Annotated in this window: 27 protein-coding genes; 14 read left to right on the forward strand and 13 right to left on the reverse strand. The window is 71.8% G+C overall.

The window, feature by feature from the left end; genetic code table 11:
• Window positions 1–108 precede the first annotated feature (108 nt).
• From OG252_RS47885 to OG252_RS47900, 4 genes are all read right to left on the reverse strand, one after another.
• Window positions 109–1,089 carry an ATP-dependent DNA ligase gene (locus tag OG252_RS47885; protein WP_266446061.1) on the reverse strand — a complete coding sequence of 327 codons (981 nt, stop codon included), beginning with the start codon at window positions 1,087–1,089 and terminating at the stop codon, window positions 109–111.
• Between the two features lie 77 nt (window positions 1,090–1,166).
• Window positions 1,167–1,853 carry a response regulator transcription factor gene (locus OG252_RS47890; protein ID WP_266446064.1) on the reverse strand — a complete coding sequence of 229 codons (687 nt, stop codon included), beginning with the start codon at window positions 1,851–1,853 and terminating at the stop codon, window positions 1,167–1,169.
• Window positions 1,850–3,061 carry a sensor histidine kinase gene (locus OG252_RS47895; RefSeq protein WP_266446067.1) on the reverse strand — a complete coding sequence of 404 codons (1,212 nt, stop codon included), beginning with the start codon at window positions 3,059–3,061 and terminating at the stop codon, window positions 1,850–1,852. Before OG252_RS47895 ends, OG252_RS47890 begins: the two co-directional genes overlap by 4 nt.
• Window positions 3,062–3,172: 111 nt before the next feature.
• A complete protein-coding gene (locus OG252_RS47900) occupies window positions 3,173–3,355 on the reverse strand; it encodes a hypothetical protein (protein WP_329344425.1) in 183 nt (60 codons plus the stop codon).
• A gap of 282 nt (window positions 3,356–3,637) precedes the next feature.
• Here OG252_RS47900 and OG252_RS47905 point away from each other — a divergent pair, with 282 nt between their 5' ends.
• Window positions 3,638–3,811, forward strand: a complete 174-nt coding sequence (locus tag OG252_RS47905) for a hypothetical protein (protein ID WP_266446072.1) — start codon at window positions 3,638–3,640, stop codon at window positions 3,809–3,811.
• Between the two features lie 43 nt (window positions 3,812–3,854).
• On the opposite strand, the gene OG252_RS47910 is transcribed toward OG252_RS47905, so the two are convergent.
• Window positions 3,855–5,336 carry an MFS transporter gene (locus OG252_RS47910; RefSeq protein ID WP_266446074.1) on the reverse strand — a complete coding sequence of 494 codons (1,482 nt, stop codon included), beginning with the start codon at window positions 5,334–5,336 and terminating at the stop codon, window positions 3,855–3,857.
• A 192-nt stretch (window positions 5,337–5,528) separates the two neighbouring features.
• Between OG252_RS47910 and OG252_RS47915 the strand changes: the two genes are divergently transcribed.
• From OG252_RS47915 to OG252_RS47940, 6 genes are all read left to right on the forward strand, one after another.
• A complete protein-coding gene (locus OG252_RS47915; protein ID WP_266446075.1) occupies window positions 5,529–6,179 on the forward strand; it encodes a TetR/AcrR family transcriptional regulator in 651 nt (216 codons plus the stop codon).
• A gap of 73 nt (window positions 6,180–6,252) precedes the next feature.
• Window positions 6,253–6,975 carry a response regulator transcription factor gene (locus OG252_RS47920; RefSeq protein ID WP_329344428.1) on the forward strand — a complete coding sequence of 241 codons (723 nt, stop codon included), beginning with the start codon at window positions 6,253–6,255 and terminating at the stop codon, window positions 6,973–6,975.
• 214 nt (window positions 6,976–7,189) lie between these two features.
• Window positions 7,190–8,419 (forward strand): cytochrome P450, encoded by a 1,230-nt coding sequence (locus tag OG252_RS47925; RefSeq protein WP_329344430.1) that lies wholly within the window; start codon window positions 7,190–7,192, stop codon window positions 8,417–8,419.
• A 51-nt stretch (window positions 8,420–8,470) separates the two neighbouring features.
• Window positions 8,471–8,668 carry a ferredoxin gene (locus OG252_RS47930; protein ID WP_307672538.1) on the forward strand — a complete coding sequence of 66 codons (198 nt, stop codon included), beginning with the start codon at window positions 8,471–8,473 and terminating at the stop codon, window positions 8,666–8,668.
• Window positions 8,665–9,849 carry an NAD(P)/FAD-dependent oxidoreductase gene (locus OG252_RS47935; protein WP_266446085.1) on the forward strand — a complete coding sequence of 395 codons (1,185 nt, stop codon included), beginning with the start codon at window positions 8,665–8,667 and terminating at the stop codon, window positions 9,847–9,849. Before OG252_RS47930 ends, OG252_RS47935 begins: the two co-directional genes overlap by 4 nt.
• 18 nt (window positions 9,850–9,867) lie before the next feature.
• The gene (locus OG252_RS47940) at window positions 9,868–10,698 is read left to right on the forward strand and encodes an SDR family oxidoreductase (protein ID WP_329344435.1); all 831 of its coding nucleotides are present in this window, start codon (window positions 9,868–9,870) and stop codon (window positions 10,696–10,698) included.
• 50 nt (window positions 10,699–10,748) lie between these two features.
• Here the strand turns inward: OG252_RS47940 and OG252_RS47945 are convergent, their stop codons facing one another.
• A complete protein-coding gene (locus tag OG252_RS47945) occupies window positions 10,749–10,907 on the reverse strand; it encodes a hypothetical protein (protein WP_329344437.1) in 159 nt (52 codons plus the stop codon).
• 160 nt (window positions 10,908–11,067) lie between these two features.
• Here OG252_RS47945 and OG252_RS47950 point away from each other — a divergent pair, with 160 nt between their 5' ends.
• The 5 genes from OG252_RS47950 to OG252_RS47970 all read left to right on the forward strand — a co-directional run bounded on the left by OG252_RS47950 (window position 11,068) and on the right by OG252_RS47970 (window position 15,915).
• Window positions 11,068–11,862, forward strand: a complete 795-nt coding sequence (locus OG252_RS47950; protein ID WP_266446090.1) for an SAM-dependent methyltransferase — start codon at window positions 11,068–11,070, stop codon at window positions 11,860–11,862.
• A gap of 82 nt (window positions 11,863–11,944) precedes the next feature.
• Window positions 11,945–12,466 carry a MarR family winged helix-turn-helix transcriptional regulator gene (locus tag OG252_RS47955; RefSeq protein ID WP_266446092.1) on the forward strand — a complete coding sequence of 174 codons (522 nt, stop codon included), beginning with the start codon at window positions 11,945–11,947 and terminating at the stop codon, window positions 12,464–12,466.
• A gap of 182 nt (window positions 12,467–12,648) precedes the next feature.
• Window positions 12,649–13,029 (forward strand): DoxX family protein, encoded by a 381-nt coding sequence (locus OG252_RS47960; protein ID WP_266446094.1) that lies wholly within the window; start codon window positions 12,649–12,651, stop codon window positions 13,027–13,029.
• Window positions 13,026–13,493 carry a peroxiredoxin gene (locus tag OG252_RS47965; RefSeq protein WP_323186173.1) on the forward strand — a complete coding sequence of 156 codons (468 nt, stop codon included), beginning with the start codon at window positions 13,026–13,028 and terminating at the stop codon, window positions 13,491–13,493. The genes OG252_RS47960 and OG252_RS47965 overlap by 4 nt, the downstream gene beginning before the upstream one ends.
• Window positions 13,494–13,581: 88 nt before the next feature.
• Window positions 13,582–15,915 (forward strand): SpoIIE family protein phosphatase, encoded by a 2,334-nt coding sequence (locus OG252_RS47970; protein ID WP_266446097.1) that lies wholly within the window; start codon window positions 13,582–13,584, stop codon window positions 15,913–15,915.
• 50 nt (window positions 15,916–15,965) lie between these two features.
• Here OG252_RS47970 and OG252_RS47975 read toward each other — a convergent pair whose 3' ends face one another.
• Window positions 15,966–16,568 carry a DNA polymerase ligase N-terminal domain-containing protein gene (locus tag OG252_RS47975; RefSeq protein ID WP_329344441.1) on the reverse strand — a complete coding sequence of 201 codons (603 nt, stop codon included), beginning with the start codon at window positions 16,566–16,568 and terminating at the stop codon, window positions 15,966–15,968.
• 75 nt (window positions 16,569–16,643) lie between these two features.
• Window positions 16,644–17,474, reverse strand: coding sequence for an aldo/keto reductase (locus OG252_RS47980; RefSeq protein ID WP_266446103.1), 831 nt, complete (start codon window positions 17,472–17,474; stop codon window positions 16,644–16,646).
• Between the two features lie 95 nt (window positions 17,475–17,569).
• Here OG252_RS47980 and OG252_RS47985 point away from each other — a divergent pair, with 95 nt between their 5' ends.
• On the forward strand, window positions 17,570–18,256 hold the full coding sequence (locus tag OG252_RS47985; protein ID WP_329344444.1) for a hypothetical protein: 687 nt from the start codon (window positions 17,570–17,572) through the stop codon (window positions 18,254–18,256).
• The gene (locus OG252_RS47990; RefSeq protein ID WP_329344446.1) at window positions 18,253–19,221 is read left to right on the forward strand and encodes a TauD/TfdA dioxygenase family protein; all 969 of its coding nucleotides are present in this window, start codon (window positions 18,253–18,255) and stop codon (window positions 19,219–19,221) included. The genes OG252_RS47985 and OG252_RS47990 overlap by 4 nt, the downstream gene beginning before the upstream one ends.
• A gap of 6 nt (window positions 19,222–19,227) precedes the next feature.
• On the opposite strand, the gene OG252_RS47995 is transcribed toward OG252_RS47990, so the two are convergent.
• The 5 genes from OG252_RS47995 to OG252_RS48015 form a co-directional block, all read right to left on the reverse strand.
• A complete protein-coding gene (locus tag OG252_RS47995; RefSeq protein WP_266446109.1) occupies window positions 19,228–20,256 on the reverse strand; it encodes an LLM class flavin-dependent oxidoreductase in 1,029 nt (342 codons plus the stop codon).
• A 67-nt stretch (window positions 20,257–20,323) separates the two neighbouring features.
• Complete coding sequence (locus tag OG252_RS48000) at window positions 20,324–21,826, reverse strand: metallophosphoesterase family protein (RefSeq protein ID WP_329344448.1); 1,503 nt, start codon at window positions 21,824–21,826, stop codon at window positions 20,324–20,326.
• Window positions 21,827–21,873: 47 nt separating this feature from the next.
• The gene (locus OG252_RS48005; protein WP_329344450.1) at window positions 21,874–22,755 is read right to left on the reverse strand and encodes an MHYT domain-containing protein; all 882 of its coding nucleotides are present in this window, start codon (window positions 22,753–22,755) and stop codon (window positions 21,874–21,876) included.
• Window positions 22,756–22,973: 218 nt separating this feature from the next.
• Window positions 22,974–23,729 (reverse strand): dienelactone hydrolase family protein, encoded by a 756-nt coding sequence (locus tag OG252_RS48010; protein ID WP_266446117.1) that lies wholly within the window; start codon window positions 23,727–23,729, stop codon window positions 22,974–22,976.
• A gap of 148 nt (window positions 23,730–23,877) precedes the next feature.
• A complete protein-coding gene (locus OG252_RS48015) occupies window positions 23,878–24,498 on the reverse strand; it encodes an L-threonylcarbamoyladenylate synthase (protein ID WP_266446120.1) in 621 nt (206 codons plus the stop codon).
• Window positions 24,499–24,593: the final 95 nt, after the last annotated feature.

Below are 24,593 nucleotides of genomic sequence, written 5' to 3' on the forward strand. Positions count from 1 at the left end.
GGCAGTTCAGCTTGGCCGCTTTTCATGTCCGCGCCAAGATGGCGCAAGCGACTCTCTGGTGACGGCCGCCCCAACAGTCGGGTCCCGACGAGGTGTCAGATGGGTTGCTCAGGCGAGGTCGTCCGGCAGATCCGCCGCCGACTCCTCGGGCGCGAGGTCCGGCCGCAGCCGCAGCCAGGACGGCTGGCGCAGCATCCCGGCCCTGGTACGCGTGCTGTAGCGGACCTCGCCGACCAGCCGGGGCAGCACCCAGTGCGCACCCGGCACCCGCGGCACCGGGTCGAAGGGGCACACGTCCGTCGCCGCGGTCCGCAGCAGCGCGGCGAGCTGCTCCCGCTCCGCCTCGCTCCAGCCGGTGCCCACACCGCCGACGTACCGCAGTCGCCCGGCGGCGCGCTGGCCGACCAGGACGGCGCCGGGCAGGCCGGTGAGCCGCCCCTTGCCGGGCAGCCAGCCGCCCACGACGACGTCCTCGCTGCGCATGTTGCGGATCTTGATCCAGGCACGGGAGCGGACGCCCGGCTCGTACGCCGAGTCCAGCCGCTTGCAGACCAGGCCCTCCAGGCCGTGCTCAAGGGTGGCCCGCAGTGCCTGTTCGCCGTGGCCGACGAGCGCGGCCGGAGTCGACCAGTGCGGACCGGCCAGACCCAGCTCCTCCAGCAGCGTGCGCCGCCGCGCGTAGCGGAGAGCGACGAGGGAGCTCCCTGCCAGGTGCATCACGTCGAACAGCACGAGATGGACGGGGACCTCCGCCGCCCGGCGCGCCGCCCTGCCGGGTGCCTGTACCAGCCCCATCCGGGACTGGAGCAACTGGAAGTCGCCGCGGCCCTCTTCGTCCAGCGCCAGGACTTCCCCGTCCAGCACGGCCGGGGTGGTGCCGAGCGCGTGGCCCAGCGGGAGCAGCTCGGGGTAGGCGACGGTGACGACCTCCCCGGACCGGGCCCGCAGCACCACGCTGCCGTCCCCGGCGAGATAGACCACCACCCGCTGGCCGTCCTGCTTGGTCTCGTACGCCCACCGCGCGTCCTGCGCGGCGGGCGGCAGGGTGCCGGGGGTGGCGAGCATGGGAGGGATCAGCGGGAGGCTCACGGGTCAGTTGTCGACCGGCCCGCCCACCGCCACGCGCCCTCCGGGCAGGTTTCCCCTGAACGGCCGTCGCCCCCGGCTCAGCGGTCGGTGGTCGGCGGCAGGGCCTGCACCAGGCCCGACTGGTAGGCCATGACGACGAGTTGGGCGCGGTCGCGGGCGCCCAGCTTGGTCATCGCGCGGTGCACATGGGTGCGTACGGTCAGCGGGCTGACGAAGAGTTTCCCGGCGATCTCCTCGTTGGAGTGCCCCTCCGCCGCCCACGCCATCACCTCGCGCTCACGAGTGGTCAGGACGCCGAGGTCCTCGGACGCCGCCAGCCGGGTGCCGAGCCCGGGAGCGGCCAGGAAACGGCTGATCACGGTACGGGTGGCGGCGGGGGAGAGGAGGGAGTCGCCGGCGGCCACCGTCCGGACGCCGTCGAGCAGTGCCTCTGCGGTGACGTCCTTGCCGAGGAAGCCGCTCGCCCCGGCCCGCAGCGCCTGCGCCACATACTCGTCGATCTCGAACGTGGTGAGGATCAGCACCCGGGTGCCGGCCAGGTCCGGGTCCGAGCAGACCACGGACGTGGCGGTCAGGCCGTCGGTGCCGGGCATGCGGATGTCCATCAGGACGACGTCGGGGCGGTGGATCCGGGCCAGGTCGACCGCCTCGGCGCCGTCGGTGGCCTCGGCGACCACCTCCATGTCCTCACAGGAGTCGATCAGGATGCGGAAGGTGGCCCGCAGCAGGGCCTGGTCGTCGGCGAGCAGCACACGGATGGTCATGGGGTCCGTTCTTGGTGGTGCGGAGCGGTGGGGTGCAGGGGAAGGCGGGTGGTGACCTCGAAGCCGCCGCCCTGCCGGTGGCCGGCCTGGAGGGCGCCGCCGACCGACCGGGCGCGTTCGCGCATGCCGATCAGGCCGAAGCCGTGCCCGGGCTCGGGTGCTCCGGCGGTGGCCCGGCCGGTGCCGTCGTCGGTGACGGTGATCGTCAGCTGGTCCTCGCCGTAGCGCAGCCGTACCCGCGCCGCCTCGGCAAAGGCGTGCTTGGCGACGTTGGTCAGCGCCTCCTGCACGATCCGGTACGCCGTCAGGTCCACGCCGGGCGACAACGGCCTGGGCCTGCCCTCGGTGCTGACGTGGACGGCGAGACCGGCGGACCCGAACCCGTCCGTCAGCTCGGTGAGTTGGCCGAGTCCCGGGCTGGGTGCGAGCGGTGCGTGGGGGTCGTCCGCCTGGCGCAGCAGAGTCACGGTGGCCTTCATCTCGCGCAGCGCCGAGGACGTCGTACCGGTGAGGTCGGTGAGGATCCGCCGGGCCTGCGCGGGATGCGTGTGCGACAGGTGCGCCGCGGTGCCCGCCTGGGCGTTGGCCAGCGCCAGATGGTGCGCCACCACGTCATGCAGCTCACGGGCGATCCGCATGCGTTCCTCGGCGACCCGGTGCCGCGCCTCCTCCTCCCGGCTGCGCTCGGCGTACTCGGCGCGGGCCTGCACGGCCTCCAGGTAGGCGCCCCGCAGCCGGGTCGCGTTCCCGGCCGCGACCGGCAGCAGGAGGCAGGCGGCGGGGCTGAGCGTGTCGAGCTGCCAGGGATGGTCGAGAGGGTCGAGGAGCAGGGCCGCCGCCACCAGCAGGGCGAGGGCGGCCAGGAAGGAGAGGTGTGCCGTCCTGCGGTCGGAGGCGACGGCCAGCCGGTAGAGCGCCAGCATGAGCGGGCCCAGCAGCAGCGGCGTGAGCAGATGGCCGAGCGTGGCGGCACCGGCCGCGCCCAGCGCGGTCACGGCGACGGCGGCGCGGGGGCGGCTGCGCTGCCAGAGCAGCGCGGCCGCGGAGACGGCCGCCAGGGCGATCGTGGCTCCCATGGCGTCCGGCCGTCGGGTGCCCGGCACGCTGATCTCGCTGCCGAAGAGGAAAGCGGCGAACAGCAGCGCGGCCGTCATCGTGTCGACCGTACGGACGTGGTCGTCGGCGTAGCGCTGCAGAGGGAAGCTCATCGGGTTCTCCGGTCGGTGTCCTGGAGACATGGTGGGCGATGCCGGCGGCAACGACGGGCGAGGGTCGCCCGTGTCCTGCGACACGGACGACCCTCTCGGGGGAGGGAGGCGTCAGCCGAGAGAGGCCTCCCGTTCGACCGGGTAGGTGGGAGCCGAGACGGCCGGCGTGAGGATCGCGCCCCCGCTCGGCCCGGCCCCGACGGAGGCCCCGGCCGGCACCACGACCGACGGCGGGACGGCGGGCAGGTGTCGGCGGAAGGCCGCTCGGCCCGGTCGACACAGAAGTACGGCCATGGAACGGAGGTCTCCCCGGCTGGTCTCGGCTACCGCCACAGCCTTCCGGAACCGGGCCGCCGTGTCGTCGTTCGTCTGCCGACAATCGGGGCTACGTAGAACGCAGTACGGGCGGCCCGCGCATCATCCTCGGGCAGGAGGGCACGGCCGGTGGTGCAGAGGGCTACACCACCGGTCCGGTAGCGCACTCCATCGAGTCGGGCGGCATGCGACGGAATCGTGGACGGCGCAAGGTCACGCGATACCCACCGAGCGCGTTCACCGTCCGGAAGGAAACCCCCGATGAAGCCGATGCTGTCGTCCAGGCCCGTGCTCTGGTTCCTGTTCCTGTTCAACCTCGCGGTCGCCGCCGTCGCTCCTTTCGTCGTCGACGGCGACCAGGGCGTCATGACCAGCGTCGGCATGGGCGTCGTCTCGCTCGGCGCGGGCGTGAGTCTGCTGCGCACAAGGGGGTAGCCCACCCGGGGACAGCCCACCCGGCGGGATCAGTCGCGCGCCCTCACTTCACCGAGGGCGCGCCCGCCGCCGGCTCCGCGGCCGCGGGCGCCGACACGGCCGTGACCCCGGGCCGCCGGCCAGGGATGAACGAGGCGATCGCGAAGGCGAGGAGCGCGGCGCCCGCGCCGAGGGCCATGACGGTCTTGAAGCCGCTCTCGGACGGCAGGGCGTAGCCGCCGAGGCTGATGGTCATCTGCGAGAGGACGACGCCCGCGATGGCGCTCGCCACCGACGTACCGATGGACCGCATCAGGGTGTTGAGACTGTTCGCCGCGGCCGTCTCGCTCGCGGGCACCGCGCCCATGATCAGGGCGGGCATCGAGCCGTACGTGAAGCCGATGCCGGCGCCGATCACGCAGGAGACCATCACCAGGTGCCACACCTCGGACATCAGCACGATGTTCAGGCCGTATCCGCAGGCCACGATCACCGCACCGATCATCAGCGTGACCTTCGGCCCCTTGGCCTTGGACACCGCGGCGGAGACCGGCGCGGTCGCCATCATCACCAGCCCGGAGGGAGCCATCACCAGGCCGGCGGTCAACAGGGACCTGCCCAGGCCGTAGCCGGTCCGCTCGGGCAGCTGGAGCAGCTGCGGCAGCACCAGGGACATCGCGAACATGGAGAAGCCGATCGCGATCGAGGCGAGGTTCGTCACCAGCACCTGACGGCGGGCCGTGGTGCGCAGGTCCACCAGCGGCTGCGAAGTGCGCATTTCGAAGACGCCCCAGGCGAGCAGCACGAGCACCGCGGCGGCGAACAGGCCGAGCGTGGTGCCGCTGGTCCAGCCCCAGTCGGCGCCCTTGGAGATCGCCAGCAGCAGGCACACCAGGCCCGTCGCCATGCCGAGGGCGCCGACCAGGTCGAAGCGGCCGCCGGTGCGTACCTTCGACTCCGGTACGAACGACACGACGAGGGCGAAGGCGATCACGCCCATCGCGGCGGAGGCCCAGAACAGCACGTGCCAGTCGAAGTTGTCGGCGATCAGCGCGGCCGTGGGCAGACCCAGGGCGCCGCCCACCCCGAGGGAGGCACTCATCAGCGCCGTCGACCCGGCCAGCCGCTCGGCGGGCAGCTCGTCCCGCATGATGCTGATGCCCAGCGGCACGACACCGGAGGCCAGCCCCTGCAGCGCCCGGCCGACGATCATCGGCACCAGGGCGTCGCTGAGCGCGCAGACCACCGAGCCGGTCACCAGCAGCACGATGCTGACCAGCAGCATCCGGCGCTTGCCGAACATGTCCCCGAGCCGGCCGACGACCGGGGTGGCGACCGCCGCGGCCAGCAGGGTCGCGGTGACCGCCCAGGCGGTGTCGGAGGCGGGGGCGTCCAGGAGCCGGGGCAGGTCCGGCACGATCGGGATGACCAGGGTCTGCATCAGCGAGACGACGATTCCGGCGAAGGCCAGCACCGCCACCACGGCGTTCGACCTCGGCGGGGCGTCGCTCCCCGCGTCGGCGGGTCTGGCGAGGGCGTCGGACATGCGGAGCCTCCGTAGGCGTCGTGAAAGGGTCTCGGCAAGAAATAAGTCAGCCGCTTGACTTACTTTAATGGCTTCGCCTGCTTGCGTAGGCTTCGGTCCTGGAACCGCTGCTCAGGCGGTGGACCCGCGGCGGCTCGAGGGACTGGTCACCGCGGTGACGCGGGAAGTCCCGGTGCGGTGGTGAGGGTGGTCATGGCGGGCGGGACGGTACGGGCCGAACAGGTCGGCGCGACACGGGAGCTGATCCTGACCGCGGCGGAGCGGCTGTTCGCCGAGCGGGGTGTGTACGCGGTGTCCAACCGTCAGGTCAGCGAGGCCGCCGGCCAGGGCAACAACGCCGCGGTCGGCTACCACTTCGGTACCAAGGCCGACCTGGTGCGGGCGATCATCCGCAAGCACGCGGCGCCCGTCGAGGAGATCCGCACCCGGCTGCTGGCCGCGACCGGCGACTCCACGGACGTACGCGACTGGGTGGGCTGTCTGGTGCGCCCGGTTCCCGAGCACCTCGGGGCGCTCGGCAGCCCCACCTGGTACGCCCGGTTCTGCGCCCAGGTGATGACCGACCCGGCGCTCCGGCCGATCATGGTGGAGGAGTCCCTGTCCTCGCCGTCCCTGCGGCAGATCCTCGACGGACTCGAGCGGTGTCTGCCCGAGCTGCCGGCCGAGGTCCGCGCCGAACGCGGGGACATGGTCCGCCACCTCATCCTGCACATGTCCGCCGAACGGGAGCGGGCCCTCGCCGAGGGTGCCCGCACGCCCCGGGCCAACTGGCACGACGCCGCCACCGGCCTCGTCGACGCGGTCGTCGGCATGTGGCTGGCGCCGGTCACGTCAGGTTCCTGACCGCTGAGGTGCCGTGCTGTGGACTGGCCTGAAATTAATTGAGTCAGGCAAGCAGAGCGGTAGGGTGAGGCGCATGTACGGCAGCACCCGTGACAAACCGGCGCTCGCCCGCGGGGCCGGTCAGCACCTCCTGGTCGTCGTCGGTGAGCCGGACGTCGCCGAACTGCTCTCCACCACCCTGGAACTGGCGGGCTACCGGACCAGCCTGGCCGGCACCGGAACCGAGGCGCTGGCCCGGCTCGGCCAGGGACGGTACGACCTCGTGGTCCTCGACGCCGGTCTGCCCGACGTGGAAAGCCTCGGCCGGGAACGTCCGGTCCTGGCCCACCGCCCGCCGGTGCTCCTGCTGACCGCGTACGACGCCCTGGACCGGCTGATTCCCGAACTGGGCCTCGGCGAGCGGGACTACGTCACCAAGCCCTTCCGTATGCCGGAGGTCCTGGCCCGTGTCCAGGTCCTGCTGCGGGGTGTGCGGCCGGGCCGGCCGCGGGACGGCTCACTCGGCTATCGCGACCTGGTGCTGGACGACACCCTGTGCGAGGCGCGCCGCGGTACGCGGACGCTCGACCTCACGCCCGCCGAGTACCGGCTGCTGCGCCATCTCCTGGTCAACGCGCACCGGGTGCTGTCCAAGGAGCAGATCGGCCGGTACGTCTGGGGTGACCACCGCGGTGACAACGCCATCGAGCAACTCGTCTCCCGGCTGCGGCGCAAGGTGGACCGGGAGGCCCCCGTGCTGATTCACACGCGCCGGGGGTTCGGCTACTGGCTGGGGCGTGCCGACGCCGAGACCTGAGGCCGCCGCGCGGCGAGAATCTCTACAACTCCCTTATTGCGTAAGGGAGTTGCATGGCTCGCATGTGGTGTGATCTGGGTCACGTCAGCCTTCTGTCAGGAAACTGGCGGGAAGGCGTCAGCCCCCTCTGTTTGCATGTGCTCATCGATGCCCTCGACCACTTCACCCCGGCGCTCCGCCCGTCGAACGGAGCACCCCCACACCGAGGAGAGCCATGGCCGACACCCTGACCGGCCCCGCGCCCGAAACGGCCGCACCCGTCCCCGAGTTCCCGATGGAGAGGGCGGCGGGCTGCCCCTTCGACCCGCCCCCGGCCCTCCAGGCCCAGCAGGACGAGGGCCGGCTCGTCAAGGTCCGTCTCTGGGACGGCAGCACGCCCTGGCTGGTCACCCGCTACGAGGACCAGCGCGCCCTGCTCCTCGACCCCCGGGTCAGCGCCGACATCACCAGTGCCGGATATCCGCTCCAGGCCCCCAGCAACGGCAAGAACAACATCAGCTTCATCCTCATGGACGACCCGGAGCACGCCCGCCTGCGCCGCATGGTGACGGCCCCGTTCGCGGTGAAACGGGTCGAGGCGCTGCGGCCCGGCGTGCAGAAGATCGTGGACGACCTCATCGACGACATGCTCACCGTCGGCGGCCCCGTCGACCTGGTGCAGGCGTTCGCCCTGCCGGTGCCCTCGCTGGTCATCTGCCGGCTGCTCGGAGTGCCGTACGCGGACCACGACTTCTTCCAGGAGAACAGCAAGACCCTCATCACGCGGGACGCGGCCATGGAGGACCGGATGGCCGCCCACGGGAGGCTGCTCGGCTACCTGGACGAGCTGATGGGCGAGAAGGTGGCCGATCCCGGTGACGACCTGCTCTCCGGGCTCGTGGGGAGGGTCGAGTCGGGTGAGCTGTCCCGGCAGGACGTCGCCCAGATGGGTGTGCTGCTGCTTCTGGCCGGTCACGAGACCACCGCCAACATGATCGCCCTCGGCACGCTCGCGCTCCTCGAACACCCGGACCAGTTCGCCCTGTTGCGCGACACCGACGACCCCAAGCTCGTCGCGTCGGCGGTGGAGGAACTGCTGCGCTACCTGAGCATCGTGCACGGCGGACGGCGTCGGGCGGTCCTTGAGGACATCGAGCTCGCCGGACAGGTGATCCGGGCCGGCGAGGGCGTCATCATGCCCAACGACATCGCCAACCGCGACCCGGAGGCCTTCGCCGACCCGGACCGGCTGGACATCACCCGCGACGCCCGCCGTCACGTCGCCTTCGGCTTCGGCGTCCACCAGTGCCTCGGCCAGCCGCTGGCCCGCATGGAGCTCCAGGTCGTCTACAGCACCCTCTACCGCCGCATCCCGACCCTGCGCCTGGCGGCCGAGGTCGACGGACTGCCCTTCAAGCACGACGGCTCGGTCTACGGCGTCTACGAATTGCCCGTCACCTGGTGAAACCACCGTCGACCGTCACCCCCCACAGAAAAAACGAACGAGGTACCGATCATGCGAGTGGAACTGGACGAGCCCAAGTGCGTCGCGTCGGGGCAGTGCGTGATGGCCGCCCCTGAGGTCTTCGACCAGCGGGACGAGGACGGCATCGCCTTCCTGCTGGAGGAGAAACCCGCGGCGGACTCCCTCGACGACGTGCGCGAGGCCGTGGCGATCTGTCCGGCCGCCGCCATCCGACTGGTCGAGCAGTGAGGCGGATCGTCGTCGTCGGTGCCTCGGCCGCCGGGCTCGCGGCGGTCGAGACGCTGCGCCGCGAGGGCTACGACGGCACGCTCACCCTCGTCGGCGACGAACCGTGGACGCCGTACGACCGCCCGCCGCTGTCCAAGCAACTGCTGGCCGCGGAGTGGGAGCCGGACCGGCTGGCCCTGCGCACCCCGGACGACCTGGCCGGGCTCGGCCTCGACCTGCGGCTGGGTGTGGCCGCGACCGGCCTCGAACTCTCCGACCGGACGGTGCGGTTGGCCGACGGCAGTGACGTGCCGTACGACGGACTGATCGTGGCCACCGGCGTCCGGCCGCGCCGGCTGCCCGGTGAGGGCGCGCACGTGCTGCGCACCCTCGACGACGCCCTGATGCTGCGGGAACGGCTCACGCCGGGGCGGCGTCTGGTCGTCGTGGGTGCCGGTTTCCTCGGCGCGGAGGCCGCCGCCGTGGCCTGGCGCCTGGGCGCCCACGTCACCCTCCTCGAACCCGCCCCCGTGCCGCTGGCCCACGCCGTCGGCACGGAGGTCGGCCGGGTGCTGTCCCGGGCCCACGTGGACCGGGGCGTGGACCTGCGCTGCGGTGTCACCGTCACCGAGGTGACCGAGGACGGCGTACGGCTCGCGGACGGCGAGGCGATCGACGCCGACGAGGTGCTCGTCGCCGTCGGTTCGCTGCCCAACACCGAGTGGCTCGACGGCAGCGGACTGGCCGTGGGCGACGGCGTGGTGTGCGACGAGTTCTGCGAGGCCGCGCGCAACGTGTACGCGGCCGGTGACGTCGCCCGCTGGTACAACCCGCTGTTCGGCACCTCGATGCGGATCGAGCACCGCACCAACGCCGCCGAACAGGGCATGGCCGCCGCCCGCAACCTCCTCCACCCCGAGGCACGCAAGCCGTTCGCGCCGGTGCCGTACTTCTGGTCCGACCAGTACGACATGAAGGTCCAGGCGTACGGCTTCCTGCGGGGCCACGACGAGGTGGCCGTGGTGGACGGAGACCTGGCCGAGCGCCGGTTCGTCGCGGTGTACCGCACCGGGGACCGGGTGAGCGGCGCCCTCGCGGTCGGCATGCCGCCCAAGGCGATCCGGCTGTGGCGGCAGGCGATCGCCGCGGGCGCGGCCTGGAGCGAGACCGTGCGCACGGAGGTCCCGGCGACCGGGGCCTGACAACAAGGAGGTTGTCCCATGGTGGGTCTTCCCTACGACGTACGCCGCGAGGTGGTGGTCGTCACCGGGGCCGGAGGGATCGGAACGGCGGTCGCGCGCCGGCTCGGCAGCGGCCGCACCCTCTTCCTCGCCGACGCCTCGCGCGGCCAACTGGACTGGACCGTCGCCACCCTGCGCGCCGAAGGGTACGAGGCGCAGGGCGTGGTGATCGACGTGTGCGACCGCGCGTCGGTACGGAAGCTCGCCGAGACCGCCGCCGGTGAAGGGCCGCTGGCGGCCGTCGTGCACACCGCGGGCGTCTGCGCCGCGATCGCCTCCGCGCGGACCAACTTCGAGGTCAACATGGTCGGCACCGCCCATGTGATCGACTGCTTCGAGGCCGTCGCCACGCGGGGCACGTCCTTGGTGTGCATCGCGGGCGTCGCCGGCCACTACGCCACCCTGTCCGAGGAGGACGAGTCCGCCCTGGCGACGACGCCGGCCGAGGAGCTCCTCGACCTGGACGTCGTCGCCGCGGCCGGGGACGACGCCGTACCCGCGTACATCGTCTCCAACCGGGCCGTCCAGGTACGGGTCCAGGCCGCCGCGCTCGCCTGGAACCTGCGCGGCGCCCGGGTGAACTCGGTCAGCCCCGGCGCCGTCGTCACGGCGATGACGACGGCCGAGGCCGACTCGGTGTACGGGGAGCACCTGCGGAAGATGCTCGACGACTGCGGTGCCGGCCGCGCCGCGACACCCGCGGAGATCGCCGACGTGGTGGCGTTCCTCGCCGGGCCGGAGGCGCGGTACGTCACGGGCACCGACCTGGTGGTCGACGGGGGACAGAGCGCCTGGGTACGTCGGCACTGAGGGCCTCAGGGGATGCCGGCGACCGGCGGGCCGCCGGCATCCCACCCCGGTCAGCGGCCGATACGGACCCGCGTCACCTGGTCCTCGCCGGCCGCGCCGGCGCCGGACTTGTCGACGACGTGGGCGGTGCCGTCCACCGACTCCGGTCGGGAGGATCTGTTCACCCAGCGCGTCACCGGCTCCGCCCTGCTGCCGGTCGGCGTGGTCACGGGCGTGGGCGGCGGCGCGTATCTGGCGTGGCTGCTGCGGGCGGCAGCAGGGCGGACCGGGTGTAGGGAACGTCTCGTGGGCGGTGTCCCTCCGGCGCTTGACGGACCCGCCCCCCAGGCGGTGGGGTGGCAGCACGCCAGATCAACTCGGGGAGTTTCCATGCCACTTGACGTCCCGCTCATCGACAGCAGCGTGCCGCACTCCGCCCGGATCTGGAACTACTGGCTGGGCGGCAAGGACTGCTACGAGATTGACCGGCAGGTCGGCGACCAGATCGTCGCGGCCAATCCGCAGATCCTCGACATCGCCCGGGCCCAGCGGGCGTTCCTGGTGCGCACGGTGGAGCACCTCGTCCGCGAGGCCGGCATACGCCAGTTCCTGGACGTCGGCACCGGACTGCCCACCGCCGACAACACCCATGAGGTGGCCCAGCGGATCGCCCCCGAGACGCGGATCGTCTACGTCGACAACGACCCCATCGTGCTGGCCCACGCCGAGGCCCTGCTCACCAGCGCGCCCGAGGGCGCGACGGCCTACATCGACGCCGACCTCCGGGACCCGGAAGCGATCCTGCGGCGGGCTGCCGAGACGCTGGACTTCGCCGAGCCGATCGCGCTCGTGCTGCTGGGGATCACGGCCCACATCGTCGACGACGCCGCGTACGACCTCGTGGGCCGCCTGGTGGACGCACTGCCGTCCGGGAGCCACCTCGTGCTCTGCGACGACACCGAGGTCATCGATCCGGAGGCGATGCGCACCATGATCGAGCAGTGGAACGAGGCGGGGGACAACCCGCGGATCAACCGCGGCCCGGAGCAGCTGGCCCGTTTCTTCGACGGTCTGGAGCTGCTCGAACCGGGTGTGGTCTCGGTCACCCGCTGGCGCCCGGGACCGGCCGCCGGAACCGACATCCCTGAGGTCGACGACTTCGGCGGTGTCGGCCGCAAGCCGTGAGACGTAGTACAGGTGCCGTACTCATCCGAAACTCAGGCAGTAAATTACTTGAGTTACGCAACAAGATGGTAAAGTGGAGCCCATGTCCACATCACCGCTCCCCGACGTCCCAGCGTCCCCGGAAGTCATCGAGATCGAGCGGGCGCTCACCCGCATCACCTATCTGAGCACCCGTGCCCGGCAGCACGACCGGCTGATGGCCCTGGCCGAAGTCCCCCTGGACCGCGCTGCCGTGGCCCTGCTGCGACAGGTCGCCGACTCCGAGCCGCTGCGGCCCGGGGAGCTCGCCGCCCGGCTGGGCGTGGAAGCCTCCCACGTCACCCGTACCGTGCAGCAACTGCAGAAGTCCGGGTACGTCACCCGCGTACCCGACCCCGACGACCGCCGCGCCCAGCGCATCCAGCTCACGGAGACCGGCCAGCAGGCCATCGACCGCATCCGCGAGGCCGGCGCCCGCGGCATGCAGCTGGCGCTGTCCGACTGGGCGCCCGAGGATCTGCGCGAGCTCGCCACGCTCTTCCACCGCATGGTCGACGACTTCCTGTCGCACGCCGTCGACGACGAAGCCGAGCAGCAACCCACGGCACCGGCCGGCACCGCCTGAGCACGCCCGTCCCCGCATCGCCGCCGTCCCGGAGGACACCCCGTCCGAAGGCGCGGCGATGCGCGCGACCATCCCGGCGCGCCCTCGAAGAGAGTCGCCCTTGAGGAGACAGCAGGGGGCGGCGGACCCACACAGCTCTACCGTCCAGTAATATCGCGCGGCAGGTCACCAGAGGAGAAACCGTGTCACGGTCCGAACGCTCGCCCCTGCTACTCGCCGGCCTGTTGGCCGCCGCGGGTGTCGCCCACTTCGCCGCGCCGCGCTCGTTCGACGCGACCGTTCCGAGCAGCCTGCCGGGCACGCCCCGGACCTGGACGTACGCCAGCGGAGTCGCCGAACTGGCGCTGGCCGCCGGGATCGCCGCACCGCGCACCCGGCGGGCCGCCGCACGGGCCACCGCCGCGTTCTTCGTCGGCGTGTTCCCCGCCAACATCAAGATGGCCGTGGACTGGCGACACCGCCCCGCCCCCTTGAAGGCCGCCGCCATCGGACGGCTGCCGCTCCAGGTGCCCCTCGTCCTGTGGGCCCGCAGCGTCGCGCAGAGCGCGGAGGCCCGGTCATGAGCAAGCGTTTGGAGATCGGCGACAAGATCGAGGACTTCACGCTGCCGGACGAGACCGGCACGCCGCGCAGCCTGACCGACCTGCTCGCCGACGGTCCCGTCGTGCTGTTCTTCTACCCCGCCGCCCTCACCCCCGGCTGCACCGCGGAGGCCTGCCACTTCCGCGACCTGGCCGCCGAGTTCGCCGCCGTCGGCGCCCGGCCCGTCGGCATAAGCGGCGACGCCGTCGAACGCCAGCAGGAGTTCGCCGGACAGCACAACCTCGGCATGCCCCTGCTGTCCGACCCCGAGGGGACGGTCCGGGAGCTGTTCGGCGTGAAGCGGGGCTTCTCCCTCGCACCCACCAAGCGGATCACCTTCGTCATAGCCGAGGACCGGACGCTCCTGGAGGTCGTCCGCAGCGAACTGCGGATGAACACCCACGCCGACCGGGCCCTCGACGCACTTCGCGCCCACCGCGCCTGACGGACGGGACCCCGAAGGCCGCCCGGACGGGACCCCAAAGGCCGCACCACGGTTGATGCGGTGCCACAAAGGGACCATCCTGGACGATATGGAGCACGCCTCCGCTGCGGCGACCACCGATGCCCGAGGCATCGTGACGGGGTGGAGCGACGGTGCCCGACGCCTGACGGGATACCCGGCCGAGGAGATCGTGGGACGCGCGGCACGGGAGCTGCTCGCCGAGGACCTTCCGGACCGGGCCGTGGCGGCCCTGACCGGCACCGTCGTACTGAGACACCGGGACGGTTCCCCCGTCCCGCTCCACCTGACGGCACACCCCGTGCTCGGCGGCGACGGCACTGCGAACGGTTACGTGATCACCGCCGCCCCGCCCGGCGAGACGACGCTCGCCGGGCAGGCCTTCCAGCAGGCGTCCGTGTCCATGTCGGTCTTCGACACCCGGCAGCACTATCTGCGCCTCAATGACACGGCCTGCCGGGTGATGGGCGTGCCGGAGGAGGTTCTGCTCGGCAGACCCTTCCCGGAGACCGTGGAGGACGCCGAGCACAGCCGGGGCTTCCACAGCAATCTGCGCCAGGTCGCCGAGACGGGCCGGCCGGTCCACTACGAGAGCTTCACCGGCGCGCCCGCCCTGAACCGGGAGCACGCCTGGAGCATCGAGATGTGGCCCGTGCGGGACGCCTCGGGCGAGGTGACCGGAGTCGCCCTGGCGGCGCTGGACAGCAGTGACCAGTACTGGGCCCGGCAGCGCCTCGCGCTGCTGAACGAGGCGTCGGCCGCCATCGGCACCACCCTGGACGTGGTGCGTACCGCCGAGGAACTGGTGGAACTCCTCGTCCCGCGCTACGCCGACTTCGCCAGCGTGGATCTCCTGGAATGGGTCCTCGGGGCGGAGGAACCGCCCACGCTGCTCACCGGCGACCTCGTCCTGCGCCGCATCGCGCACGGCTCCGCCACCGAGGGCACACCGGAGGCCGCCGTACGCCTGGGCGGGGCGGACGTCTATCCCGCGTACTCGCCGCCCGCGCGGGCGCTGCGACAGGGGCGGGCGGTCCTCAGCCAGGCGGGCGAACCGGACTTCATGCGGTGGGTCGCCGAACGCAACGCGCGTGCCCCCGCGGGACGCCCCCATCGCAGAGGGGTCCACTCGGTGATCGCGGTGCCACTGCGCGCTCGCGGCACCACGCTGGGCGTCGCCGTCGGCGTCCGGATCGCCAACGTGGACGACTACGGCGACGACGACGCCGTCCTCGCCGAGGAACTCGCCAGCCGCGCCGCGGTCTGCATCGACAACGCCCGCCGCTTCGCCCGCGAACGCACCACCGCCCTGGCCCTCCAGCACAGCCTGCTGCCCCGCGGCCTGCCCGGTCAGGCCGCGGTCGAGGTGGCCCACCGCTATCTGCCCTCCGGGTCGCTCGCCGGCCTCGGCGGCGACTGGTTCGACGTGATCCCGCTCTCCGGCAGCCGGGTCGCCCTGGTCGTCGGCGACGTCGTCGGCCACGGCATCCCCTCCTCGGCGACCATGGGACGCCTGTGCACCGCCGTCCGCACCCTCGCCGACGTCGACCTGCCGCCCGACGAACTCCTCACCCACCTCGACGACCTGGTCACGCACCTCGCCTCCGACGACACCGACGAGGAGGCCGCGGAACTCGGGGCCACCTGCCTCTACGCCGTCTACGACCCGGTCTCCCGCCGTCTCACCATGGCCGCCGCCGGCCACCCGCCGCCGGCCCTCGTGCTGCCCGACGGCACGACACAGCTCATCCCCGTGGCCGCGGGTCCCCCGCTCGGTGTCGGCGGCCTGCCCTTCGAGGCCAGCGAAGTGGAACTGCCCGAAGGCTCGGTCGTCGCCCTCTACACCGACGGGCTCATCGAGGACCGGGACCGCGACATCGACCACGCCATCGACGAACTGTGCCGCGCCCTGACCGCCCGCACCGAGACCCTCGACGCCCTGTGCGACACCGTGCTGAAGGCCGTACTCCCGGAGGAGCCCGGCGACGACGTCGCCCTGCTGCTGGCCCGCACCCGGGCGCTGGGCGCGGACCAGGTCGCCACCTGGGACGTCACGCCGGACCCCGCCCACGTGGCCGCGACCCGGCAGGCCGCCACCGAGCAACTCACCGAGTGGGGACTGGACGAGGCCGCCTTCGTCACCGAACTCGTCGTCAGCGAACTGGTCACCAACGCGATCCGCTACGGTGAACCGCCCATCCAGCTACGGCTGATCCGCGACCGCACCCTCATCTGCGAGGTCTCCGACGCCAGTTCCACCTCCCCGCACCTGCGCCGCGCCCACGCCTTCGACGAAGGGGGCCGCGGACTGCTCCTGGTCGCGCAGCTCACCCAGCGCTGGGGCAGCCGGCAGACCGGCAGCGGCAAGACCATCTGGGCCGAGCAGACACTGACTCCGGACTGAGCACGCGAAAGGCACTGATCACTCGAAAGGCAGTGAGTCTCGCGAGCGGCTCAGTCCTCCCGGTCCTCGGCGCCGACCTGGGCGAGCGTGCGGCCCGAGCGCACGGAACGGGCCCGGCGCGGATCCGGCGTGCCGTGCCCCTGGGCACGTCCCTCGGCCTTCTTCACCAGCAGCCAGGACTCGTCGTCGCCGCCCCGGAACCGGGTCAGGGCGTACGTGCCGTGCAGCTTCGCACCGTGCAGCCGGAACGTCGCGTGCCCGTGCTCCAGCGACTCCCCGAAGTCGACGGGCCGGCCCTTCCGGTCGTGGCTCAGCGGCTCGTACGTGCCGTGGTCCCAGACGATGACCGTGCCGCCGCCGTACTCGCCCCGCGGGATCACGCCCTCGAACTCCTCGTACTCCAGCGGGTGATCCTCGGTGGGCACGGCGAGCCGCTTGTCCTTCGGGTCGGGGGAGGGGCCCTTCGGGACCGACCAGGACTTCAGTACGTCGTCCACCTGGAGCCGGAAGTCGAAGTGCAGGGTGCCGGCGTCATGGATCTGCACGACGAAGCGGGGTTCCTCGCCGGACGAGGCCTCTCGCCCGCGCGGCTCGGCGGTCCGGCCGAAGTCCCGTTTGCCGTGGTAGTCCCGCAGCCGGTCGCGCTCGCCCACCGTCGGCTCCTTCCCGGGCGTCCCGCACCACCGGGCCGCCCTGTCCCGCGGGCCTCCGAGTACCCCGCCGACGAGTCAGAACTCCTCGTGCGTCTCAGGGTCCCCGCCGATCCGCCGATGGGTGCGGTCGGCGATCGCCGCCATCTGGGCGGCGTCCAGTTCGAAGCCGAAGACGTCGAGGTTGCGGCGCTGCCGCTCCGGGTCCGCCGACTTCGGGATGGGGATCGCGCCGAGCTGGACGTGCCAGCGCAGCACGACCTGCCCGGGCGTCACCCCGTGGGCCTCGGCGACCGCGACGACGGCGGGGTCGTCCAGCAGGGCCGTGCCCCGGCCCAGCGGGCTCCAGCTCTCGGTGACGACGCCCTTCCCGGCGTGGAAGGAGCGCAGCTCGTCCTGGGGGAGGAAGGGGTGCAGCTCGATCTGGTTGACGGCGGGCAGGACGCCGGTCTCCTTCTCCAGCCGTTCGATGTGCTCTGCCGTGAAGTTGGAGACGCCGATCGAGCGGACGAGCCCCTCCTCGCGCAGCCTGATCATGGCCTTCCAGGAGTCGACGTACTTGTCGACGCGGGGGAGCGGCCAGTGGATCAGGTACAGGTCCACCTGGTCGAGGCCGAGGCGGGTGCGGGACTCCTCGAAGGAGGCGAGGGTCTCCTCGTAGCCGTGATGGCGTCCGGGGAGCTTGGTCGTCACCACGATCTCCTCCCGGGGCACGCCGCTGCCGGCCAGGCCACGGCCGACGCCGGTCTCGTTGCGGTAGTTCGTCGCCGTGTCGACCAGGCGGTAACCGGCCTCGAGCGCGCCGCGTACCGCCTGCTCCGCCTGCGTGTCGTCCATCGGCCAGGTGCCGAGGCCGAGGGCGGGGATCGTCGTACCGTCGTTGAGGGTGTGGGTCGGGATGCTGATCACTGCGGGACCTTCCCTTGACTGTGTCGTACACCCAGGGTTGGGGACAGGGTCAGCAATGATCAACCGGACGGACGGGGCTCGGGGAGGTGTCGCGCATGTGGGAGGTGCGGGTGGTGCTGATCGGGGGGACGTCCCACGCCGGGAAGTCGAGTGTGGCCCGGGCGGTGGCGGAGCGGCTCGGGTTCGACTGCCGCTCGACGGACAAGTTGGCCCGGCATCCGGGGCGGCCCTGGCACACGGCGGAGTGGGAGATGCCCCCGCACGTCGCCGAGCACTACGCGACTCTCGACGTCGACGACCTGATCCGCTCGGTCCTCGACCACTACGCCCGCCTCTGGCCGCGCATCGAGGAACTGATCACCGGCCGCGCGACCGGCGACGGCCCCGGCCTGGTCCTGGAAGGCTCCGCGCTGTGGCCCACCCGCGTGACCCGGATGACCGTCCCGCACACCCGGGCCGTGTGGCTCACGGTGGACGACGCGGTCCTGGGCGACCGGCTGCGCGAGTCGGCGCGCTACGCGGAGCGGACGGACCGGGAACGGTACCTGGTGGACAAGTTCCTGGCCCGTACCCGGCGTTATCAGCAGCTGATGCGCGACGACGGCTACGGCCTGGCGCACATCGACACGTCCGGGCGCTCCGTCGCGGGCGTGACGGACGCGGTGCTGGCTGTCGTACAGGCGGGACGAGGCACTGTCGCCAGGCCCGCCGAACGCTGTCACGATCTCCCTGGAACCGGCCCGACCCGGGCCGGCAGGGACGGACCACCGGAGCACGCATGACGACGGACAGGGCCACCGCGGACCGCTCGCACGAGGGGATCGAGGTGAAACCGGTCGCCGGACACATCGGAGCCGAGATCACCGGCGTTGATCTGGCCGGCGGCCTCGACGAGGCCGTGGTCGCCGAGATCCGGGCGGCGGTGCTGCGCTGGAAGGTGGTGTTCTTCCGCGGGCAGCGGCTCGACCACGCGGGGCACATCGCGTTCGCCCGCCGCTTCGGCGAACCGGTCGTGCTGGGCAAGCGCGGCGGCGCCTCGCCGCCGGACTTCCCGGAGATCGAGACGACCGCCGACCGGCTGGAGCTGGGCGGCAGGTTCGGCATGGAGCACGACGAATGGCTGACGCGCCGGCGGCACACCCTGCTGCGCGGCTGGCACTGCGACCACGGCGCCCGCGTCGACCCGCCGGCCGCGACGATCCTGCGCGCGGAGACGGTCCCGCCGTACGGCGGCGACACCACCTGGTCCAACCTGGCGGCCGCCTACGCCGGACTCTCAAGCCCGGTAAGGGAGTTCGTCGACGGGCTGCGCGCCGAGCACCGGCTCGGCGTGGGCTACCAGCCGCGGCCGGGCGAGGACGCGTACGTCCGGCATCTGCTGGACCATCAGATCGCCTCCCTGCACCCCCTGGTGCGCGTTCACCCGGAGACGGGGGAGCGGATCCTGTACGTCAACGGCTACTACGTCGAGCAGATCGCCGACCTCTCCCGGGCCGAGAGCGCCGCGATCCTGGAGATGCTGCTGGAGCAGGCGACCCGGCCCGAGTACACGGTCCGGTTCCGCTGGGAGCCGGGCAGCGTGGCCTTCTGGGACAACCGGGCCACCATCCATCTCGCGCCCGGTGACAACGCCCACCTCGGCTTCCCGCGGACCATGCACCGGGTGATGCTCACCGGAGACGTCCCGGTCGGGGTGGACGGCAAGCCGTCCGAGCCGATCACCGGCACCGAGCCCGGGCGCTGGTGACCGCGCTCAGACGCCGGATCGCCACCCCAGCGCCGGGCCCAGCTTCGTCGCCATGTCGGTGAGGATCTGTACGTAGTCCTCGTGCTCGAAGGTGAACGGCAGCGCGAACGCGACCTCGTCGACCTCGCGGAACGCGGCGTGCGCGTGCAGCCGTTCGGCGATCTCGGCCGACGTGCCGACGATGTCCGGGGCGAACATCAGACGGGCCGGGCCCTGCGGCGTCGCCGTGCGAGGGGTGCGCTTGGCCGCGTACTCCTCGTACTTGGCGCGCTGCTCGGGCGAGGCGGAGTCGGTGGGGATGACGACGAGGCCCTGGGAGACGCGGGCGGCCTCGCCGTCGGGGTGGGCGGCGCGGAAGGCGCGGATGTGGGACAGCTGGATCTCGGCGAAGTCCGGTGGGCCTTCGGCCCCTTCGGCCTTGACGACGCTGCTGACGAGGAAGTTCATACCGTGCTCGCCGGCCCACCTCGCCGAGCCCAGGCTGCCGCCGCCGTACCAGAGGCGGCGGCCCAGCCCGGGGGAGTGCGGCTGCACCCGGTCACTGAACACCTCGAACCCCTCGATCCCGCTGAAGTCGGTGGCCGGCTCACCGCGCACGAAGCCCAGCAGCCGCCGCACCCGCTCGTAGCTGAAGTCCTCGGCCTCCGCCGTGTCCGGGTACAGGGCGCCCTTGACCTGGTCGTAGTGCATGGGCGGGCCCACGCTCACCCCGGGGTTGAGGCGGCCGCCGGACAGCAGGTCGACGGTCGCCAGGTCCTCGGCCAGCCGCAGCGGGTTCTCCCAGCCCAGTGGGATGACCGCGGTGCCCAGCTCGATCCGGCGGGTGCGCTGCGAGGCCGCCGCCAGGACCGCCACCGGCGACGAGATGCCGTACTGCAGATGGCGGTGGCGCAGCCACGCGCTGTCGAAGCCCAGCCGCTCGCCCAGCTCGATGATCTCCAGCGTGGACTCGTGGCCGCGACGCGGATCCTCCTCGTCGAACAGCCCGATGGTCAGGAAGCCCAGCTTGCGCAGCGGTCGAGAGGTCGGCGGCACGGGCTCCTCCAGCGGTTGTACAGCGGTCGGGTCTGGATTGTCGCAGGCGGTGAAGGTACGAACGCGATCAGGTCAGCGGGATGGTGATCTCGTCCTCGACCGGGGGATCGATCTCCTGTGCGCGGTTGCCGGTGGCCGCGTAGCAGCGCAGCCGGATCGTCTCCGGGGTGACGTCCAGGCGCAGGAAGCACTTGAAGAACGGCGGGCTGTACGTGGCCGAGCTGGGCGAGAACAGCTGCGTGTAGATCTTGCGGACCGGGAGCCGGAACCGCGAGGTCCGGTCGGGGCGGCCGCCCGCGCCCAGCAGGCTCGCCACCAGACGGGTGCGCCGGGTGATCCGCGTGGGCTCGCCGGGGGTACGGGTCGGTGTGATGCCGAGCCGTTCGGCGATCACGGCCGTGGCCTCGGCCTCGGTGAGGGTGAAGAAGCGGCGCAGGCGCAGCCGACGGCCGTACAGCCTGCTGTAGAAGGCGAGGGAGTCGCCGCGCAGCGGATAGCAGCGGAAGTCCTTCTCGGTGACGTTCGCGACCGAGATGTGGGGGATGGTGTGGGTGGCGTGCATGAACGCGCCGCCGCCGCCCGCGACGACGTACTGGATGGTGCGGCCGTCCACCTGCACCGGGTAGCGCTGGTAGTTGTGGATGTCGCCGCCTATCGCCGCCACGTAGTGGTGGTCGGGGGCGCGGACGATGTCGTCGACGGTGCCGCCGCCGTCGATCGCGCAGGGGTGGTGCTCGCCGTCCACGTACAGGGGCGACCCGGTGATCAGGATCTTCGGGCGGGGGCCCTGGGATACCTCGCGCAGCCAGGCGCCCTGTTCGGCGTCGAGGGTGCCCAGCAGGCCCGTGTCGATGCCTATGATCCGCACCGGTCCGGTGTCGACGGCCCAGTACGGGCCCGGCTGCACGGCCTGCTGGGCGGCCGCGGAACGCAACGCCCGTACCTCGTCGAGGCGTTGGCCGTCGTTCGCGCGAGGCCGGTGCCACAGCAGGGACCGCAGCCAGGCGCGGGTGAGGGGGCGGGGCCTGGGTTCCGGTTCGAGGGGCGGGGCGTCGTCGCAGAAGACCCGCATGAAGGCGCCGAGGTCCTCGTACCAGTCGTGGTTTCCCGGTATCGCGTATATGGGCGCCCGGTAGTCCTGGTACGGGCGGAAGAACTTCGTGCCGTAGTCGTCCGCGCTGCCCACCGGGTAGATCACGTCACTGGCGACCACCGCGAACCGGGTGTCCTGACCGACCTTCAGGAACCCGGGCACGACCGCGTACTGGGGATCGTCGCCCTCGCCCGTGTCGCCGATGACCATGAAGGAGAACTGATCGGGGTCGTCTCGCTGGATCACCTTGTCGGCCGGTGCGCCGGCCGCCGCCCGCTGCTCGACCCACCGGTTGCGGGTACGGGCGGTGGGGTCCCCGAACCAGGAGGCCACGACGCCGTTGCGGGCGGCCCAGAGCATCCGCGGGTCGAGCCAGGAGATCTTCTCGACCTTCTGCGGCATGAGTTGCTGGTACGCACCGCGTTCCGCGGAGCCCCAGCCGGCGCCTTCGGCGGTATCACGTGAGGAATCAGACACCGGTGCACCGTAACAACGATCTAGAACCGGACGGGAGTTGGGTCAGCTCACCGGCGGCGGGTGCGCGGTGGAGTCTCGTACGGCTTGCGCGGTCCCGGTACGGCACCGGCCGTGCTCTCGAAGGCGGAGCGCGGCGGTTCGGCGGGCGGGGGCGGCGTGGCTCGCCCGAGCCGTGCGGACCGGCTCCAGTCGCCGTCGCCGAGGACCAGCAGCGGGTCGAACATCACCACCACACCCGCCAGTACGAGGAAGACGACGGGCCCCAGCAGCATGGGTAGGAGCAGCGAGTGGGGTGAGTCGCCGGCCCAGGTGCCGCTGCCCGTGCCGTGCAGGTGGACACTCACGGCGGCCATGCCCGTGTAGTGCATCCCGGACACGGCCACGCCCATGATCAGGCTGGCCCCGAGGCTCGTCAGGAAGCCGCGGATCGTGACGGCCGCCCACAGGGCCGCCGTGGCGGCGACGATCGCGATCAGTACCGAGAGCGCGACGACGAGCGGGTCGTAGCGCACGTCTCCGTTCAGGTGCATCGCGGCCATGCCCAGGTAGTGCATGGCGGCGACACCGAGTCCGGTGACGACGCCCGCGGCGGACAGCGCGACCGGGCTCGCACCCCGATAGCCCACGATGAACACGCCGATGCCGACCACCACGATCGCCACGGCCAGACTGAGCACCGTCAGGCTCACGTCGTAGCGGATCCGGGTCTCCTCGACCTGGAAACCGATCATGGCGATGAAGTGCATCGTCCAGATGCCGCAACCGATCGCGGCCGCGCCCAGCGCCAGCCAGCCGGCCTTCCACGACTGCGTGTCGAGCAGGGACCGGACCGTGCAGCGCAGCCCCAGAGCCCCTCCCAGGCAGGCCATCACATAGGCCGCCACAGGTGTGACCACCCCGTAGCGGAACCCGTCGACCGTGCCTTCCATATGCCAACTCCCCCCAGAGTCACGGCTTGTGGGGGAAGGGTTACGGGTAATTGCTTCGTAAAGCAAGCGGTTCCAGAGAGTAACCCTGGGTAAGGAGTCAACTCACGCTCGGCAGGGTTGAACTTGAGTCAAGCAAGGGTGAGTTCCAGCCACACAGGCTCTTCTTGGCACCCGGTGTGGCACGCTCCACGCACTCACACCCCGCGTGAGACCACCGGTCAGAGGGCGCGCTTCAGGAGGTCGAGCAGGGCCGCCCAGTGCCGCTCGTCGGCCGCGCGGTCGTACGTGTCGGTGTCGGCCTGGGTGAAACCGTGGTGCGCGCCGGAGTAGACCTCGCAGGTGTGGCGGACGCCGGCCGCGGTGAGCGCTTCCTCCAGGCGTTCCATCTGCTCGACCGGCAGCGACGGGTCCTGGTCGGCGTGCCCGAAGTACAGCTCGGCGGTGATGGTGCCGGCCACCAGATGCGGGCTGTCCGGGGCGTCGGTCGCCAGCCGCCCGCCGTGGAAGCCGGCCGCGGCGGCGACCCGGTCCGGGTAGGTGCCGGCGGTGAGGAGAGCCAGCCGGGCGCCCATGCAGTAGCCGGTGACGGCGATCGGGCCGTCGGCGGCCAGGGGCGAGTCGGCCAGCAGACGCAGATACGCGTCCGCGTCCCGCATCGTCAGCTCCGGGGTCAGCGCCGCCATGATCGGGACGATCCGTTCGAAGAGCTTCGGCCGCGTCCCCTCGTCGATGAACTCCGGCAGCTCCGCCACGGGCGCCCGCCCGTCCCGGTAGAAGACGTTGGGCACCAGCACCGTGTAGCCGGCCTCGGCCAGCCGGTCGGCCATGGACGTCAGCTGCGGCCGCAGCCCGAAGGCGTCCATGTAGAGCAGCACGGCCGGATGGGGGCGGCCGTCACCGGGATGTGCCAGATAGGCGTCGGCGGTGCCGTCGTGGGTGGTGATGTCGACTGCGGTTCCCTGTACGGCGGTCATGGCTGGGGCTGCCTCTCTGCGGGAGTGTCGGCCGGCGGATCCGTCCGGACGACCGAACGGATCATGGGCATCGTGACACGCCCGATCAGGGGCACCTTCCGCACCCCTGGTCCCCTGACCTCGCCGTGAACGCCCCTTGGGGAACCCGTTACTCGAACCGTGACGTGTCGCCCGCGCCCTTCCGTACGATCTCGGCCTCGCCGCTGGAGAAGTCGATGACCGTCGTCGGTTCGGTGCCGCAGTCCCCGGAGTCGACCACCGCGTCCAGGACGTGGTCCAGCCGGTCCTTGATCTCCCAGCCCTGTGTCATCGGCTCCTCCTCGTCGGGCAGCAGCAGCGTGCTGGACAGCAGCGGCTCGCCGAGCTCGGTGAGCAGGGCCTGGGTGACGACGTGGTCGGGGATGCGCACGCCGACCGTCTTCTTCTTCGGATGCTGGAGCATGCGTGGCACCTCCTTCGTCGCGGGGAGGATGAAGGTGTAGCTGCCGGGCGTCGACGCCTTGATCGCGCGGAAGACGTCGTTGTCGATCCGTACGAACTGGCCGAGCTGCGCGAAGTCCTGGCACACCAGAGTGAAGTGGTGCCGGTCGTCCAGCCGGCGGATCGTCCGGATCCGGTCGATGCCGTCGCGGCTGCCCAGTCGGCAGCCCAGTGCGTAGCAGGAGTCCGTCGGATACGCGATGAGTGCGCCGGAGCGGACGCTGTCGGCGACCTGGGAGATGGTGCGCGGCTGCGGGTTGTCGGGGTGCACGTCGAAGTACTTGGCCATCTGTCGAGCTTATGCCGTGCGGGGGTGCGGGCCGTGCAGGCCCGGGTGCGGCACGGTGTGGCGGTCGGGGGTGGGCGTGGGTGGCATGGTGTGCC

The sequence above is a fragment of the Streptomyces sp. NBC_01352 genome, from assembly GCF_036237295.1.
Taxonomy (GTDB): domain Bacteria; phylum Actinomycetota; class Actinomycetes; order Streptomycetales; family Streptomycetaceae; genus Streptomyces; species Streptomyces plumbiresistens.